This is a genomic window from Mesorhizobium sp. RSR565B (assembly GCF_054719465.1).
Map to the genome: position 1 here is coordinate 3264848 of NZ_JBTTIE010000001.1, position 16443 is coordinate 3281290.

General features: G+C 64.6%; 17 protein-coding genes and 1 pseudogene. 9 read left to right on the forward strand and 9 right to left on the reverse strand.

Annotation, left to right across the window (positions count from 1 at the left end):
* Positions 1 to 9 precede the first annotated feature (9 nt).
* The 3 genes from ACYG9R_RS15905 to ACYG9R_RS15915 form a co-directional block, all read right to left on the reverse strand.
* Positions 10 to 483, reverse strand: coding sequence for a tripartite tricarboxylate transporter TctB family protein (locus ACYG9R_RS15905; RefSeq protein ID WP_023686558.1), 474 nt, complete (start codon positions 481 to 483; stop codon positions 10 to 12).
* 98 nt (positions 484 to 581) lie between these two features.
* Positions 582 to 1559 carry a tripartite tricarboxylate transporter substrate-binding protein gene (locus ACYG9R_RS15910; RefSeq protein ID WP_023824619.1) on the reverse strand — a complete coding sequence of 326 codons (978 nt, stop codon included), beginning with the start codon at positions 1557 to 1559 and terminating at the stop codon, positions 582 to 584.
* 178 nt (positions 1560 to 1737) lie between these two features.
* Entirely contained in the window at positions 1738 to 2193 is a 456-nt protein-coding gene (locus ACYG9R_RS15915) for a DUF2214 family protein (RefSeq protein ID WP_023824618.1), read from the reverse strand.
* Between the two features lie 171 nt (positions 2194 to 2364).
* On the opposite strand from ACYG9R_RS15915, the pseudogene ACYG9R_RS15920 reads away from it, so the two are divergent.
* The 3 genes and pseudogenes from ACYG9R_RS15920 to ACYG9R_RS15930 all read left to right on the forward strand — a co-directional run.
* Positions 2365 to 2520: pseudogene (locus ACYG9R_RS15920) on the forward strand (YdeI/OmpD-associated family protein); the annotation flags it as partial.
* 186 nt (positions 2521 to 2706) lie between these two features.
* The gene (locus ACYG9R_RS15925; RefSeq protein ID WP_023824617.1) at positions 2707 to 3246 is read left to right on the forward strand and encodes a GNAT family N-acetyltransferase; all 540 of its coding nucleotides are present in this window, start codon (positions 2707 to 2709) and stop codon (positions 3244 to 3246) included.
* Between the two features lie 120 nt (positions 3247 to 3366).
* A complete protein-coding gene (locus tag ACYG9R_RS15930) occupies positions 3367 to 4467 on the forward strand; it encodes an OmpA family protein (protein ID WP_023824616.1) in 1101 nt (366 codons plus the stop codon).
* On the opposite strand, the gene ACYG9R_RS15935 is transcribed toward ACYG9R_RS15930, so the two are convergent.
* On the reverse strand, positions 4454 to 5227 hold the full coding sequence (locus tag ACYG9R_RS15935; protein ID WP_023683085.1) for an IclR family transcriptional regulator: 774 nt from the start codon (positions 5225 to 5227) through the stop codon (positions 4454 to 4456). The genes ACYG9R_RS15930 and ACYG9R_RS15935 overlap by 14 nt on opposite strands.
* 206 nt (positions 5228 to 5433) lie before the next feature.
* On the opposite strand from ACYG9R_RS15935, the gene ACYG9R_RS15940 reads away from it, so the two are divergent.
* The 5 genes from ACYG9R_RS15940 to ACYG9R_RS15960 all read left to right on the forward strand — a co-directional run bounded on the left by ACYG9R_RS15940 (position 5434) and on the right by ACYG9R_RS15960 (position 10658).
* A complete protein-coding gene (locus ACYG9R_RS15940) occupies positions 5434 to 6411 on the forward strand; it encodes a Bug family tripartite tricarboxylate transporter substrate binding protein (protein ID WP_023686552.1) in 978 nt (325 codons plus the stop codon).
* A 125-nt stretch (positions 6412 to 6536) separates the two neighbouring features.
* Positions 6537 to 7073 carry a tripartite tricarboxylate transporter TctB family protein gene (locus tag ACYG9R_RS15945; protein ID WP_023683087.1) on the forward strand — a complete coding sequence of 179 codons (537 nt, stop codon included), beginning with the start codon at positions 6537 to 6539 and terminating at the stop codon, positions 7071 to 7073.
* 4 nt (positions 7074 to 7077) lie between these two features.
* Positions 7078 to 8601 carry a tripartite tricarboxylate transporter permease gene (locus ACYG9R_RS15950; protein WP_023686551.1) on the forward strand — a complete coding sequence of 508 codons (1524 nt, stop codon included), beginning with the start codon at positions 7078 to 7080 and terminating at the stop codon, positions 8599 to 8601.
* 15 nt (positions 8602 to 8616) lie between these two features.
* Positions 8617 to 9795 (forward strand): CaiB/BaiF CoA transferase family protein, encoded by a 1179-nt coding sequence (locus tag ACYG9R_RS15955; protein ID WP_031199647.1) that lies wholly within the window; start codon positions 8617 to 8619, stop codon positions 9793 to 9795.
* Entirely contained in the window at positions 9792 to 10658 is an 867-nt protein-coding gene (locus ACYG9R_RS15960) for a citryl-CoA lyase (protein WP_031199646.1), read from the forward strand. Before ACYG9R_RS15955 ends, ACYG9R_RS15960 begins: the two co-directional genes overlap by 4 nt.
* 6 nt (positions 10659 to 10664) lie before the next feature.
* Here the strand turns inward: ACYG9R_RS15960 and ACYG9R_RS15965 are convergent, their stop codons facing one another.
* Both ACYG9R_RS15965 and ACYG9R_RS15970 read right to left on the reverse strand, forming a co-directional pair.
* On the reverse strand, positions 10665 to 11141 hold the full coding sequence (locus ACYG9R_RS15965; RefSeq protein WP_023669717.1) for an NUDIX hydrolase: 477 nt from the start codon (positions 11139 to 11141) through the stop codon (positions 10665 to 10667).
* A gap of 119 nt (positions 11142 to 11260) precedes the next feature.
* Positions 11261 to 11563, reverse strand: a complete 303-nt coding sequence (locus tag ACYG9R_RS15970; protein WP_023683090.1) for a hypothetical protein — start codon at positions 11561 to 11563, stop codon at positions 11261 to 11263.
* Between the two features lie 217 nt (positions 11564 to 11780).
* On the opposite strand from ACYG9R_RS15970, the gene ACYG9R_RS15975 reads away from it, so the two are divergent.
* Positions 11781 to 12371: an invasion associated locus B family protein gene (locus ACYG9R_RS15975; RefSeq protein WP_023669715.1), complete on the forward strand. Its 591-nt coding sequence runs from the start codon at positions 11781 to 11783 to the stop codon at positions 12369 to 12371.
* A 15-nt stretch (positions 12372 to 12386) separates the two neighbouring features.
* Here ACYG9R_RS15975 and ACYG9R_RS15980 read toward each other — a convergent pair whose 3' ends face one another.
* The 3 genes from ACYG9R_RS15980 to kdpC form a co-directional block, all read right to left on the reverse strand.
* A complete protein-coding gene (locus ACYG9R_RS15980) occupies positions 12387 to 13079 on the reverse strand; it encodes a response regulator transcription factor (protein WP_023824615.1) in 693 nt (230 codons plus the stop codon).
* On the reverse strand, positions 13076 to 15808 hold the full coding sequence (locus ACYG9R_RS15985; protein WP_460221837.1) for a DUF4118 domain-containing protein: 2733 nt from the start codon (positions 15806 to 15808) through the stop codon (positions 13076 to 13078). Before ACYG9R_RS15985 ends, ACYG9R_RS15980 begins: the two co-directional genes overlap by 4 nt.
* Positions 15809 to 15874: 66 nt before the next feature.
* On the reverse strand, positions 15875 to 16441 hold the full coding sequence (kdpC, locus tag ACYG9R_RS15990) for a potassium-transporting ATPase subunit KdpC (protein ID WP_023824614.1): 567 nt from the start codon (positions 16439 to 16441) through the stop codon (positions 15875 to 15877).
* Positions 16442 to 16443 lie beyond the last annotated feature (2 nt).

Sequence of the window (16443 nt, forward strand, 5' to 3'; positions counted from 1 at the left end):
CTCAGCGCCTCACAATGCCAGCCATTGGGGCAACCAGGGGCCGAAGCGCTGGAATGGCAGCCCGAGCGCGTAGCTGAAGACCAGCACCGAAAACAGCGTCAGGCCGGCCGACAGCAGAAGTGCCGTCAGCGGCTTCATGCGGGCGCTGGCAAAAGAGGCGATCAGCGCCGTCAGGAAGATCGACGGGACGAAGCCGAGGCCGCGCACGGTCATGCCGAAAAAGATCGGCGCCGGCAGGATGAACAGCATGCCGCGCCACGCAATGGGGCCGATCGGCTCGCCCTCGACGCGCACCGCCTGGACGAGGATGATGGCGCCGAGCACGATCAGCACGATCGCCAGCACCAGCGGGAAATAGCCCGGTCCCATGCGGAAGGCGGTGCCGATTTCGAGGCCGAGCGATTGTATCGCGAAAAAGGCGCCGAAAAAGATGAACAGCGCGGCGCACAGGCCGTTTGTCCTGTCGATGGCGAAAGGTTTCATGGCGGTCCTCCCCTGACCCTTGCAACGGGCTTGCCGTTGCAAATGTGAAAACGGACGTCGAAGCGAAAACGGGGCGCCGGCAGCGCCCCGTTCAAGCCTCAGTCGGCGTATTGGCCGGCGGCTTCGATGATCGGCTTCCAGCGCATGATCTCGCCTTCCAGCTTGGCCTTCAGCGCTGCCGGCGTCGCGTCGGCCTCGGACGACGGCTTGGTGCCGAGTTCGGCGAAGCGGGCGATGACGTTGGGGTCCTTCAGCGCGACCTGGAGCGATTTCGACAGTCGGCCGGTGATCTCGGCCGGCGTGCCCTTCGGCGCATAGAGGCCGTGCCAGATGCCGACCTGCACCGCGGGCAGGCCGGCTTCGATGGTCGTCGGCACGTCCTTCAGCACGTCGAGGCGCTCCGGCGTGGTGACGGCATAGGCCTTGATCGTGCCGCCCTGGATCTGCTTGGTGGTGTTGGTGGTCTGGTCGCACATAATGTCGACCTGGCCGCCGAGAAGGTCGGTCATGGCCGGACCGGTGCCCTTGTAGGGCACGGTGACCAGCGGCGTGCCGATGGCGCTCATGAATAGCATGCCGCACAGATGTGAGGCAGCGCCGATGCCGGCATTGGCGACGGTGATGGTGTCCTTGTTGGTCTTGGCGTATTCGACCAGCCCTTTCAGGTCGGCCGGCTCCAGGTCCTTGCGGGCGACGATCGCCATCGGCACCTCGGTGACGAGGCCGACATACTCGAAGGCGTTCAGCGTGTCGTAGGCGAGTTTTCTGTAGAGGGTCGCGCTGGTCGCCATGCCGATGTGATGGAGGAGCAGCGTGTAGCCATCCGGGTCGGCGTTGGCGACGCGGCCGGCGCCCAGCGTGCCGCCGGCGCCGCCGACATTTTCGACGATGATCTGCTGGCCGAGATCCTTCGACATGGCTTCGGCGACGAGCCGGGTAACCGTGTCGGTCGGACCGCCGGCCGCAAACGGCACGACGACGGTGATGGTGCGCTCGGGATAGGTCTGTGCGCTGGCGGTGAACGAATAAAGCGTGACGGCCGCGACGGCGGCCAGGGCGGCTACAATTTTCCTCATCGTAATTCTCCTCCCAGGATATCAATCTCCGATCGCTGTGCAGGTCAGGCAGCGAGGGTGCAACAAAGGCAAGCTAACAGATTGTCGCCTGACGCAAACTGCAAAATACAGTCGTGCGCAACCATGGCGATCAGTGGGGAGTATGCCCGGAGGAGATGGGTTTGGTGTTGGCGTTGCTTCAATAACCGTAGCCGCGCGCCATCGCCGCCGCGAAGATCGGGATCAGCAGGAAGATGAAGGCTTCGGCGCGCACATAGGTCTTCACCGAGGCGAGTTCCGCAACCGGCACCTGAAAGCCGGGATTTGCACTGGCTTGCCGGTTCCAGGAGATGAAGCGGATGGTCGGGATGATCGACAGCAGGCCAACGATGCCGAATGCCGCCATCTTGGCCCAGAACACCCAGTTGTAGACGTAGAATTCCCAGCCCTTCAGGCCGTAGATGACGCGGCAGATGCCGATGATGATGATCAGCATGGCGATGATGCCATAATGGCGGTCGATGCCGGCAAGCCGCTTGAGCGTGGCGGCGGAGAGGTCGCCGCGGATCAGGACAAATTCGGCGCCGATGATGCCGGCCAGCGAGAACACCAGCAGATGATGTAAAATGGCAAGCACGAGATCGGTGGTGTCCATGGCGTTCTCCTCCCATTGGCGGTATCGAGACCGGCCCTTGCCGGACCGGTTGCGAAAGGTGGCATCGTTCGGCAGAATTCCCAGAGGCGGACCTGGGTTGGACCATCGGCGTCGCCATCCTGACAGCTGGGGTTTTCTGAAATGACCGGACTGAAGCGCGCCCTGAACCCGATGCCGGACGACATCCGCATCGCCCTGACCGAAAAAGGACTGACAGCGGCCTACGAGGGGCGGCCGGACTACCAGAAGAACGATTATCTCGGCTGGGTCGCCCGCGCCAAACGCAGCGACACCAGGCAGAAGCGGCTCGACCAGATGCTGGACGGATTGCGGCGCGGTGGGCTCTACATGAAGATGGTCTGGCACGCTGAAAGTAAGCCGACGCTGATCGCTTCGACCGCCTGGTCGCGCCAGGCCGTTCGGAAGCTTCCCTGGCTGAATGATGATCCGGCTTGGCCCTTGTCCGGGCGCGCTGGTTTGCTAAGCGCTGACCGTCAACGGAGGCAGAGTTTCATGGGCAGTCCAAAAACAGCCGGCGTCCCGGTTCTCGAAACGGAACGGACCATCATGCGGGCGCACCGGATCGAAGATTTCGACGACTATGCCGTCCTGTGGGCCGACCCCGTCACCACCCGTTTCATCGGCGGCAAGCCGCGGACGCGGGAGGAAAGCTGGATGCGGTTCTTGCGGCATGCCGGCCTGTGGTCGCTGCTCGGCTACGGCTTCTGGGCGGTCGAGGACAAGGCCAGCGGTCGCTTCATCGGCGAGGCCGGATTCCACGATCTGAAGCGCGACATCGAGCCGTCGCTCGAGGGCATTCCGGAAGCCGGCTGGGCGCTGGCGCCGCAAGCGCATGGCAAGGGTCTTGCCAGCGAAGTCGTCAGAAGGGCCCTGGCCTGGGGCGACGAAACCTTTGCCGGCGCGAGAACCGTCTGCATCATCGATCCGGAAAACACCGGCTCGTTGAACGTCGCGGCAAAGTGCGGCTACACCAAGGTCCTGGAAACCACTTATCACGATGGGCCGACGATCCTGCTCGAACGGCGGGTGTGAAGCGCTTCATCGACGCAATTTCCACGTTCTGCTAGGGTTGGCTATTCTAATTTAGCTACGCAATTCCTGTGGGAAAACCGCTCACACTTTTCCTGGAATTGCTCTTTGGGGGAGCCGACCATGCGTGCGATCAATGCGATATTTCTGAAGCTTTTCTGGGCGGGGCTGCTGCTCCTGGCGGCCGTGCAACTGGCGGGCGCCGATGCGACGGTGCCGACCGCCGACATCGAGGGCGGTGCCGACAATCATCTGGCCAAGCGCTACGAGGGGTCGTTCATCGTCTCCTACGAAAAATTCGCCTATACCGATCTTACAGTGCCGCTGTCGCCGCTGAAGCCGAGCGCCGATCCGGATGCCCGTGACACGATGAACAACCGTGTGTTCGCGCCGGACAAGAAGGCTGAGGTCGAAGGCGCGCTGACCCGCATCGCCTATGTGCTGCCGGCCGAGCGCTCCCCGCTCGAAGTGCTGCGCAACTACCAGGATGTGATCGCGGCCGCCGGCGGCGAAGTCCTGTTCGAATGCAAGAAGGAAGAGTGCGGCGGCGCCGCCGACCGGTCGTCGAGCGGTGGCGGCGGCGACATGAGCCTGATGATGTATTTCTTCCATGAAAGCGACGTCAAGGACGCGGCCTTTTCCAATGGCGCCTGTGCGGTAACCACCGGTATCAACGACCAGCGCTTCTTCGCCGCCAAGCTGCCGCAGGACGGCGGCGACGCCTATGTCACGGTTCAGGCCTATTCGCTGATCGACGACCTCTACTGCAAGGAACTCAACGGCCGCACCATCGCCGTCGTTCAGGTGCTGGAGCCCAAGGCGCGCGACAAGAAGATGGTGGTGGTCGAAGCGGCCAAGATGGCGGATTCGCTGTCGGCCACCGGCTCCATCTCGCTCTACGGCATCTTCTTCGACACCGACAAGGCCGACATCAAGCCGGAATCGGAACCGACGCTGAAGGAGATCTCGACGCTTCTGACCAACGAGCCCGGCATGGCGGTGATCGTCGTCGGTCATACCGACAACCAGGGCGCGTTCGACTACAATATCGATCTGTCGTCGCGGCGGGCGCAGTCGGTGAAGGCGGCGCTGGTCTCGAAATACGGCATCGATGGCGGCCGGCTGACCGCCGCCGGCGCCGGCATGATGGCGCCCGTCGCCAGCAATGACGGCGAAACCGGCCGCGCCAAGAACCGCCGTGTGGTGCTGGTCAAGGCGAACTGAGGCCGATCACGGTTTCAGCGCCGGCTAGGCGCGCTGCCTGCTCCAGCATCGAGGCATCCTCGCCGAAGGCGCGGGTGGCGCGAGCGGCGGCCTCCAGCAGGTCCGGTGTCATGCGGCGCAGGAACGCCGTGTCGACGCGTGTCGACGGGCCGGCGAGCGTCAAGGCGCCGAGCAGAACGCGGCCCGGTCCGAACACCGGCACCGAGACGCCCGCCGTCTCAGGGTCGCGGTCGCCGATCGACAGATAGTGGCAGGCCTTGCGGATGGTCTCGTATGGTTCGCCCGGCTGGCCTGAAAACGCTGCCAGCACGCGGCCGCCAGAGCCGGTGAGCAACGGCAGCAGGTCGCCTTCCCGGATCGTGTAGCGGATCGGGTGCTTGGATTCGACGCGGTAGAGACAGGTGCGGGCGTCGCCCGAGCGGACATAGAACGCCACGCTTTCCCAGCTGCGTTCGGCAAGATCGCGCATGATCGGCAGCAGGATGTCGACCGCCACGACCGAGCGCTGGTAAAGCGCGCCAAGCCGGAAGGTGGCGGGTCCGATGCGGTAGCGGCCATCGTCGAGCCGCTCCAGCAACTGCCCGCGCAGCAATGAGTTCGCCAGCCTCAAAATGGTGCTTTTGTAGAGCCCGGTGCGCGCCGCGATCTCGGCCAGGCTGAGCGAGCGGTCGGCGGTCGCGAACGCGTCGAGAATGGCGATCGCGCGGTCGAGCGCGGCAACACCATCGGCCGGCAACGGCTGGGATCGCGCTTCGGTCATCTCACGAACAGTTTCATTCCAGTTTACCTGCTCGAACAAAGGCCGGCCGAAGCGATTGTGCCGCACATCCATGGTTCTGTCTAGTAGAACAGCGTTCCTGTTGACAGAACGTACCGAAATCGGCATGAATTTTTGCCGAGCGGGTCTGTTTTCAGGCTACGTTTCTGGCAGGCACCGGAGGAGGTGTCGTGATTTGGAGGAATCCCATGCTGAACAGACGCAGATTTTTGATGAGCACCGCGGCCGCAGGCGCTGCCGGATTCGTTGCAACGCATTTGACGCCCGCCCTCGCTCAGGATGCACCGCAGATCCAGATCTTCGTGCCGGCCGCGCCCGGCGGCGGCTGGGACCAGACGGGGCGCACCATCGACCAGGTGCTGCGCAGTGAAAAACTGATCTCCGGCTCGCAGATCACCAATGTCGGCGGCGCCGGCGGTACTGTCGGCCTGCCGCAGTTCATCAGCCAGTGGAAGGGCAAGGGCAATTCGCTGATGGTGGCCGGCATGGTCATGGTCGGCGCCATCATCGCCAACAAATCGGCCAACAACCTCTCCGAAGTGACGCCCATCGCTCGCCTCACCGGCGAGTTCGAGGCGCTGGTGGTGCCGGCGGATTCGCCGTTCAAGACGGCCGGAGATTTCGTCGCCGCGCTCAAAGCGGATCCGACCAAGGTTCCGGTGGCCGGCGGCTCGGCCGGTGGCTCCGACCACATCCTGTTCGGGCTGATCGCCAAGACGGTCGGCGTTCCGGCAACCAACCTCTCCTATGTGCCTTTCGCCGGCGGTGGCGAGGCGCTGTCGGCGCTGCTCGGCAACCAGGTTGCGGCCGGCATTTCCGGCTTCGGCGAGTTCTCCGAGCAGGTCAAGGCGGGCGCGCTTCGGCTGTTGGCGATCTCCGCCGACAAGCGCCAGGACGGCATCGACGCACCGACGATGAAGGAAGCCGGCATCGACGTCGAACTGTTCAACTGGCGCGGCGTCTTCGCACCGCCCGGCGTCTCCGACGCCGACAAGGCGGCGATGGTCACGATGATCGAGACCATGGCCAAGAGCGATGCCTGGGCAGCCGAATGCAAGAACCGCAACTGGACGCCCATCCTTCTGACCGGCGACGATTATGCGAAATTCCTCGTCGACGACACCGCCCGTATCACCGCGATCCTCAAGGATCTCGGCCTCGCCTGATGTCTTCAGGGGCGGCCACGGCCGCCCCTTCCGACATTCGCCTGCGGCATGGACATATCATGCGCTGGGAGTGAAACTGCGGATGCGGCCGGCGGGAGGATGCCGGCCATCTCGGGAGGACATCGATGAGCACCAGCGACCAGCAGCCGGCGCCCCCGCGCCTTGCCATGCCCGAATTGTTGATCGGCATCGGGCTTCTCGCCTGTGCTGCGGCCGTGGCGTGGCAGACCCTGGCGATCCCGGTTTCGCCGCTCTATTCCAAGGTCGGGCCGACCGTCTTTCCCTACATCACCATGACCGGCATGATCGTGCTTTCGCTGCTGCTCATCGTCGCCGCGCTGCGCGGCGGCTGGCAGCCGCAGGAGGAAAAGGAAACGCCGACCGACTGGAAGGCCATGGGCATCGTCGTTGCCGGCCTGGTCGCCAATCTGGTGCTGATCCAGCCGCTCGGCTTCACCGCCGCCTCGGTCATCATGTTCGTGCTCGTCTGTTATGGCTTCGGCAGCAAGCACACGCTGCGCGATGCGCTGACCGGCCTGATCCTGGCGCTTGCCGCCTATTTCGGCTTTGCCAGGGCGCTCGGCGTCAACATTGGCGCCGGCTTCATCGAAAACCAGCTGAACACGGTGATCGACGCGATCATCGCCACTGCGAGGGGCTGACGCCATGGAGACGCTCGGCCATCTCGCCCACGGATTTTCCGTCGCTTTCTCGCCGATGAACCTGCTGTGGTGCCTGGTCGGCACCACGCTCGGCACGGCCATCGGCGTGCTGCCCGGCCTCGGGCCGGCGCTGACCATCGCGCTGCTGCTGCCGATCACCTACCAGGTGGCGCCGGAGGCGTCCTTCATCCTGTTTGCCGGCATCTATTACGGCGCCATGTATGGCGGCTCGACGACCTCGATCCTGCTCAACACGCCGGGCGAAAGCGCCACCATCGTCACCGCGCTGGAAGGCAACAGGATGGCCCGCTCGGGTCGCGGCGGCGCGGCACTGGCGACCTCGGCGATCGGCTCCTTCGTCGCCGGCACCATCGGCACGATGGGCGTCGCCTTCCTGGCGCCGGTGGTGGTGAAGTTCGCGCTGGCCTTTGGTCCGGCCGAATATTTCTCGCTGATGGTGCTCGCCTTCATCACGGTTTCGGCGGTGCTCGGCTCGTCCTCCGTGCGCGGCCTCACCAGCCTGTTCATCGGCTTCGTCATCGGCATGATCGGCGTCGACCTGCAGACGGGACAGCCGCGCTTCACCTTCGGCATGAACGAACTGCTCGATGGCGTCGATGTCATCATTGCCGCGGTCGGCCTGTTTGCCGTCGGCGAGACGCTCTACATGGCCTCGCGCCGCTATGCCGGCAAGGACGAGATCGTGCCGCTCAAGGGCTCGCTCTACATGACAGCGGCCGAATGGGGACGATCGTGGAAGCCATGGCTGCGCGGCGCTTTTATCGGCTTCCCGATCGGCGCCATGCCTGCCGGCGGCGCCGAGATCCCGACCTTCCTGTCCTATGCCATCGAAAAGAAGCTGTCGAAGCACAAGGAGGAGTTCGGCACGGTCGGCGCCATCGAGGGCGTTGCCGGACCGGAAGCCGCCAACAATGCGTCTGCCGCCGGCGTGCTGGTGCCGATGCTCACCCTTGGCCTGCCGACCTCGGCGACCGCCGCAATCATGCTGTCGGCCTTCCAGAGCTACGGCATCAATCCGGGACCGCTGCTGTTGACGACGCAGGCCGATCTGGTCTGGGGCCTGATCGCCAGCCTGTTCATCGCCAACGTCATCCTGGTCGTCCTCAACCTGCCGCTGATCGGGCTGTGGGTACGGCTGTTGAAAATCCCGGCGCCGCAGCTCTATGCCGGCATCCTGGTGTTCGCCACCGTCGGCACCTACGGCATCTCGCAATCGCCGATCGACCTCGTCATCCTCTATCTCCTGGGGGCCGCCGGCTTCCTGATGCGGCGCTTCGATTTCCCGACAGCGCCGGTCATCATCGGCATGATCCTGGGGCCGCTCGCCGAAACGCAGTTCCGCCGGGCGATGACGATCTCGAACGGCGACTGGTCGGTGTTCTACACCCACAAGCTGTCGCTGGTGCTGCTGATCCTCGCCTTCATCGGTCTCGCCGGGCCGCATATCTGGGCCTTCATCGAGCATCGGCGCCGGCGCGGGCCGGAGCATGTGCCGGGCGATGCCTGAGCAACCTGGAGCATCATGACCGATCTGCTTGCCGGCATCCGCATCCTCGACCTGACCAATGTGCTGGCGGGCCCTTATTGTGCCTACCAGCTGGCGCTGCTCGGCGCCGATGTCATCAAGGTCGAGACGCCGCAAGGCGGCGATCTGGCGCGCCAGCTCGGCGCCTCGCCGGCGCTCAACAATGCGGGCATGGGCGCGTCGTTCCTGGCGCAGAATGCCGGCAAGCGATCGGTGGTGCTGGATCTCAAGAGCGAAGCCGACCGCGAACGCTTCCTCGATCTCGTCGCCTCGGCCGACGCGCTGGTCGAGAATTTTCGACCGGGCGTGATGGGGCGGCTGGGTCTCGGCTATGAGGTGCTGAAAGCGGTCCGCCCCGGTCTCGTCTATTGCGCCATATCCGGTTTCGGCCAGAGCGGGCCGATGCGCGACAATCCGGCCTACGACCAGATCATCCAGGGGCTGTCCGGCATCATGAGCATCACCGGCACGCCGGAGACAGCACCCTTGCGGGTCGGCTATCCCGTCGCCGACACGCTGGGCGGGCTGGTCGGGGCCTTCGCCATTGCCGCGGCGCTGGTCAAGCAGAAGACCTCGGGCGAGGGCGCGTTTCTCGATGTCTCGATGCTCGAATGCACGCTGTCGGCGCTGGGCTGGCCGGTGTCCAACTATCTGACCGCCGGCGTCGAGCCGCAGCCGATGGGCAATGAGAACATGACGGCTGCGCCCTCCGGCGCGTTTCGCACCGGCGACGGCCTGCTCAACATCGCCGCCAACAAGCAGGAGCAGTTCGTCACGCTTTGCCGGCTGATCGGCCAGCCGGAACTGGCCGACGATCCGCGCTTTGCCGAGCGCGAGACGCGCAAGCAGAACCGCGCTGTGCTGAAGGTGCTGATCGAGACGGCTTTGGCGAGCGCCTCGGCCGCAGCCTGGGAGGAAAAATTCAACCGCGCCGGCGTGCCGGCGGGCCGGGTGCTGACGATCCCCCAAGTGCTTGGCGAGCGCCAGGTCGTCGAGCGCGACATGACCACGCGTTTCCAGGGTCTGCCCGGCATGGCGCAGCCGCTGACCGTGGTGCGCGGCGGCTTCATGGTCGATGGCGCGGCACCCTTGCCGGTCCTCCCGCCACCGGTGCTGGGTGAGCATATGGACGAGGTTTTTTCCACCCTGCCGCCGCGCGCCAGGAGAAGCGCGTGAGCGAGAGAAAAACCGGCCGCGAGCGCGGCGAGGAGTGGTGGCAGACCGGCATCATCGAGATGAGCCCCGGCATCATCCGGCTGCGCGGCTATGAAATCCAGGAGCTGATCGGCCGCGTCAGCTTCCCGGCAACGATCTGGCTGATGCTGCGCGGCGAATTGCCGAGCAAGGAGCAGGCGGCGCTGCTCGGCATTGCGCTGGGGGCGGCCGTCGACCACGGGCCGCAGGCGCCGTCGATCGCCATTGCACGCATGGCCATCACCTGCGGCGTCGGCATCAACAGCGCCATGGCGTCCGCCGTCAACGTGCTGGGTGACGTGCATGGCGGCGCCGGCGAACAGGCGCTGTCCTTCTATGGCGACATTGCCGTGGCACTTGACCAGGGTGTTGCGCTGGACCAAGCCGTAGCCGCACGGCTCGACCGTTTCTTCGCCGAGGAGAAAGGCTATGTGCCGGGATTTGGCCATCGCTTCCACCCGGTCGATCCGCGCGCGCCGCGCCTGATCGCAGTGACGCGCGAGTTTGCCGCGCGCGGCGTCGTCAGCGGACGCTTTGCCGACATCGCCGAGGCCGTCGAATCAGAGGTGGCACGGCGCAAGGGGAAGAAAATACCGCTCAACATCGACGGCGCCACCGCCGTCATCTATGGCGAGCTCGGCTTTCCGCCGCCGTTGACGCGCGGCCTGTTCGTGCTCTCGCGCTCGGTCGGCATCCTGGCGCATGCATGGGAACAGTCGCAGCAAAGCGAGCGCAACAAAGGGCCGCTGCCGCGCGAATGGCTGTGGGCCTATACGGGCACGCCGCTGCGGCCATTTCCCGCTGAGGGGGATGAGGGTCCCGCTGAAGGGGACGAGGGCAAGTGAGGTTGGTCAGGCCGGGTCCGGCACTGCCGGCTGAGGCGGCGCCAGGTTGGCCATCAGCGTCGAGAGATCCGGCTCATCGATGAGCAACGCCGCGTCCTGCGGCTTGAGCCATGCCCGCTGGCGGCTCTTGGCCTCCTGCCAGTTGGCCAGTTCCTCGGACACCTCCAACAGATAGACGACGACGTCGACGCGCACAAAATTGTGCTCCAGCCGTTTCCAGTAGGAATAGCTGCCGGCAGGCGCCTTGCGGGTCTTGCCGAGCACGCCGGCTTCTTCGCGCGCCTCGATGGTGGCGGCCTTGCGCCCGCTCTTTCCTTTCATCGGCCAGCCCTTGGGCACGATAAAGCGCTTCGTCGCTCGCGACGTCACCAGCATCACTTCGAAATTGCCTGAAACGTCCAGACGAAAGGGAATGGCGGCGACCTGGCGAATGCGTTCGCCTCGCCTTGCCTTGCGTACCGCCTTTTTCTTCGTCGTCGCCATGTGCTGAAATCCGGTGGGCGGGCGCACAGCCGCACGCCGCCTGCAAACCCCTGATATGCCCGCGAGGCAATGGCATCTTTAGTAAATAAGTCGACTAAGTAAATCGCAGGCGACCGATATCAACGGCAAACACGCACAATCTGGTTGTTGACGATCTGAATCGGACAAGCTTGCCGGACGACGGGCACTTCGGGGCGCGGCTGCGGCACGATCCGACGGTCCTGCTCGCGATATTGCTGCTGCTGTTGCTGGAACTGCTGCCGCTGCAGGCTGTTGCGCAATTGCTGCAGCTGGTTCTGCTGGATCAGCCGGTTGGCGCTGGGATTGACGGACTGAGCCGCAGCAGATTGCATGATGCCGGCGAGCGTTGCCGCCGCCAGCATTGCCGACATGAGAACTGTCGATAGGCGAAGCGTCGACATCAGTTCATTCCCGTACAGATATAACCTCCTCTCTATATAGGGCGTTCGTCTCGATCTGCCATGGGCCGGTCTGCCATTGGCCGATCTGCCACGGGTTGGCGAAATCCCTGAGGATGCGGCCTGCCGCACTTGACAGAAAAGATCGATTGACCGCTCTATCGGGCGCGGATCTCGGGCTCAATCGCGGCTGACTCGAGGCACAATCGGGAGCATATCGATGAAAAGCAGGCAAGTATATTTCGCGGCGCTACTGGGCAGCATCTGTATTCTTGGCCCGGTGGCAGTCGCGGCGCAAACCAAGACCGACAAGGCGGCGCCTGCCGCCGCAGCGCCCGCCCCTGCTGCCGGCCCGACATTGCCTGGCGGCGCCTCGGCGCTGTCCGAGACACATGGCGACTGGACGGTCAATTGCCAGGTAACCGGCACGGCCAAGGTTTGCAGCCTGTCGCATCAGCAGTTCAACAAGCAGTCCAACCAGCGCCTGCTGGCGATCGAGCTGTCGAGCAAGAGCGGCGAGGATGCCGCCGGAACGCTGGCGCTGCCGTTCGGCCTGGCGCTCGCCAAAGGCGTCAGCCTGACCATCGACGACCAGAAGCTGGAAGGCAGCCTGCCGTTCAACACCTGCCAGGCCGTCGGCTGCCTGGTGCCGGTGGCGTTCGATGCCAGCGTCACGCCGCTGCTCAAGGCAGCCACCACGCTGAAGATCGACGCCTTCGCGGCCGACACCGGTCAAGCGGTGAGTTTCACCATCCCGCTCAACGGCTTCGGCGGCGCACTGGCACGGACCGCGGAACTCTCGGCGGACTGAGCAGCGAGCGCGCGGCTACTCAACCTCGCGCAGCCGGTATCCCACCCCGGTTTCGGTGGTGATGTAGCGCGGCTGGTCGGGCGACTTTTCGATCTTCTGCCGGAGCTGGCGGACATAGACCCTCAGATACTGCACGTCGGTCGAATCGCCCCACACCTGCTTCAGAATGAAATGGTGGGTCAGCACCTTGCCGGCATGCTGCACCATAATGCGCAATATGTCGTACTCCTTGGGGGAGAGCTTTATCTCCTTGCCTTCGACCTTGACGATGCGCTTGACCAGGTCGACGCTGAGATCGCCGGTGTGGAACACCGGCTTTTCGCCCTGCTGCTGGAATTTGTGGCGCAGCGCGACGCGGATGCGGGCGACCAGCTCGTTCATGCCGAACGGCTTGGTGATGTAGTCGTCAGCGCCGAGTTCGAGCGCCGCGACGATGCCGGCTTCGTCGGTGCGGCTGGACAGGATGACCACGGGCACGTCGAGGCCGTCGCCGCGCCATTTCCGCAGGAGATCGAGGCCACCCATGCCGGGCAGGCCGAGGTCGAGCAGGATCAGATCCGGCTTTTGTGCATCGACGAGTTCGATCGCGGCCCCAGCATTGGGCGCCTCGCTGACCGCATAGCCCTGGCTGCCGAGGCCGACGCGCAGCAGTTTGCGGATCGGCGGCTCGTCATCGACGACCAGTATGCTGACATTGGAATTTGTCATGCCGGATCACCAGATGCTTGCTCGTCCACACCTGATACGTCCGTATCGGACGATTGTACCAACCTCGGCATGCGGATTGTGAAGACTGCGCCCGGGCGATTGCTGCGGTTCGCCGCCATGATCGTGCCGCCCATCGCCTCGATGAAGCCCCGGCAGATCGACAGGCCGAGCCCGGTGCCGGCCTGGACCTGATCGCGCTTGCGCACCCGGTAAAAGCTGTCGAAGACGCGCTCCAGGTCGGCGCGCGGAATGCCCGGTCCCTCATCCATGATCTGCAGCGCGACGGAGCCATTGTCGGCCCAGCCCTGCAGCCGGATTGTCGATCCCTGTGGCGCGTATTTCGCGGCATTGTCGAGCAGATTGAACAGCATTTGTTCGAACAGCACGGGATCAAGCTTCAGCATCGGCAGGTCGGCCGGAATATCAACCTCGGTCTTGTGCCCGGCAGTGATCTTGCGTGCCCGCTGCAAGGCCGAGCCAACGACATCGCCGACATAGTGCAGGGCGAAATTCGGTTCCATGGCGCCCGATTCAATCTTGGTCATGTCGAGCAGATTGGCGATGAAGCGGTTCAGCCGTTCGGACTCGTCGAGCACGGTGGTCAGCAGCTCGGCCCGATCGTCCTCGGGCAGTGCCGGCGCAAATTCCCTGAGCGTGCCGGCCGCGCCCATGATTGCCGCCAGCGGCGTCTTCAGATCATGCGAGATCGACGTCAGCAGTGCCGAGCGCAAGCGGTCGGCCTCGGCCGCCAGCCTGGCGCGGTCGACATCGGCGACCAGCTGGATGCGCTCGATGGCAACCGCCGCCTGGTCGGCCAGCGCGTCGAGCAGGCGCTGTTGCTCGGGCGTCAAGAGCGGCCCCTGCTTGTCATTGTCGAGGCCGACGACGCCGATGGCGGTACGGCCGGTCCGCAAGGGCAGGTAGAGCCGTTTTGCCCCGGGCAGGGTATCGGCGCCACGGCCGGCAGCCCGGTTGTGTTCCCAAGCCCAGCGTGCAGCCGCGATGTCGGCCTCGGCCAGCGTGTCGTCGGGGGGATAACCGGCCTTGACGGTGATCGTGCCTTCTTCCGGCAAAAGCAGCACCACGCGCAGCTTCAGCATCGAGGCGATCTGGAACGCGGTGGCCCACAAAACGTCGTCGAGCGTGCCCGCGCCGGCGAGTTTCTTGGAAAAGAGGTAGATGTCCTCGGTCGCCCGGGCGCGTGAACGGGCGGCGGCTGCCTGACGCTGCACACGCGCCGTCAGATTGCTGGCGATGACGGCAACGACGAGGAAGACGGCGAAGGCAACGATGCTCTCCGGATCGCGGATCGTCATCGTGTAGCGCGGCTCGAGAAAGAAGAAGTTGAAGGCAATGGCGCTGAGGAAACAGGCGTACAGCGCCGGCCACAGGCCAAAGGTCACTGCCGATGTCAGCACCGCCAGCAGCAGCACGCTGGCAAGGTTGCGAACGTCGAGGAACTGATCGAGGACGGCGCTGACGGCAAGCGCGCCGGCGACATAGACGGTCGAGAAAAGATAAGGCCAGATTTGAAATGGCGTCTGCTCGGCCGCCGCCTTGACCCTCGACGTGGCCTCGTTGTCGCGCTCCGTTCCTGAAATGACATGGACGCTGATATCGCCGGCATTGCGGATCAGATCGTAGGTGAGCGAACCCTCGATCAGTTCGCGCCAGCGCGAGCGGGTCGGCCTGCCGACGACGATATGGGTGAAGTTGTTGGCCGTGGCGTGGCGGACGATGTCCTGGGCGACGTTCTGGCCCGGAATGGTCGTCACCTCGGCGCCGAGCTGCTCGGCCAGGCGCAAGAGCGTGGCCAGCTGGTCCTTGTCTTCCTCCGACATGGCGGCCGAACGCGGCGTGTCGACATGCAGCGCCGTCCACGGTGCGCGCAGCCGGTCGGCCAGCCGGCGCGCATAGCGGACACGAGACGCTCCGCCCGGACGCGCATCGACGCAGACGAGCACCCTTTCGCCCGCCGCCCAGGGGCCGGGAATCGCGTGCGACTGCATGTGGTTGAGCAACTGCTCGTCGACGCGCTGGGCGGTGCGGCGCAGCGCCAATTCCCGAAGCGCGGTCAGATTGCCCGGCGAGAAATAGTTTTCGACTGCGCGCTGGGCAGTGTTGGGGAAATAGACCTTTCCCTCTTTCAGCCGCTTGATCAGGTCGTCGGGCGTGAGGTCGATGATCTCGATGTCGTCGGCCTGGTCGATGATGGAGTCCGGGACCGTTTCGCGCACCCTGACGCGGGTGATCTGCGCCACGACGTCATTCAGGCTCTCGACATGCTGGATATTGAGCGTGGTGTAGACGTCGATGCCGCGCGCAAGGATTTCCTGGACGTCGAGATAGCGCTTGGGGTGGCGGCTGCCGGGTGCGTTGGTGTGGGCGAGCTCGTCGACGAGCACCAGCGCGGGGCGGCGGGCGAGAATGGCATCGATGTCCATCTCATTCAGCACGCGGTCCTTGTAGTCGACCTTCTGGCGCGGGATGACCTCGTAGCCTTCGACCAGCGCCAGGGTTTCCTTGCGGCCGTGGGTTTCGACGATGCCGATGACCACGTCGATGCCGTCGGCAAGCATGGCGCGGCCGGCCATCAGCATTTCGTAGGTCTTGCCGACACCGGGTGCAGCACCCAGAAATATCCGCAGGCGGCCGCGCTCTTCCCGTTCCGCATGCTCGAGCAGCGCGTCCGGAGAGGGTCTGGTATCGTTGCTTCTGGCGTCCGGCATCAGGCTCGATCATGAACGGCGCCGAGGATCGTGTCGATCCCCGGCCCTGGCTTCAGAGATTGTCTCTCACTGCTTGGTATCGTCCAGTGCCAGGTTGAGCGCCAGCACATTGACGACCGGCTCGCCGAGGAAGCCGAGTTCGCGGCCTTCGACATGGCTGTCGACAACCGCCTTGACCTTGGCTTCGTCGAAGCCCCTGGCCTTGGCCACCCGAGCGACCTGGAAATAGGCGGCGTCCGGGCTGATAGCGGGGTCGAGGCCGCTGCCGGACGTCGTCACCAGATCCATCGGCACCCGCTGGTTCGGGTTCTCCGCCTTCAGCTTTGCAACATCGCCCTTGATGCGGTCGATCAGCTTGGGGTTGGTTGGACCGAGATTGGAGCCGCTGGACGCTGCGGCGTTGTATCCGTCGCCGGCAGCCGAGGGGCGGCCATGGAAATACTTGTCGTCGGCAAAGCCCTGGCCGATCAGTTCGGAGCCGATGACCGTGCCGTTTTTCTCGATCAAGCTGCCATTGGCCTGGTGCGGAAACAGCGCCTGGGCGATGCCGGTCATGCCCAGGGGATAGATCAGGCCGGTCAAAACGGTGAAAAAGACGATCATGATAACAGCGGGTCTTATCTGAGTGAGCATGG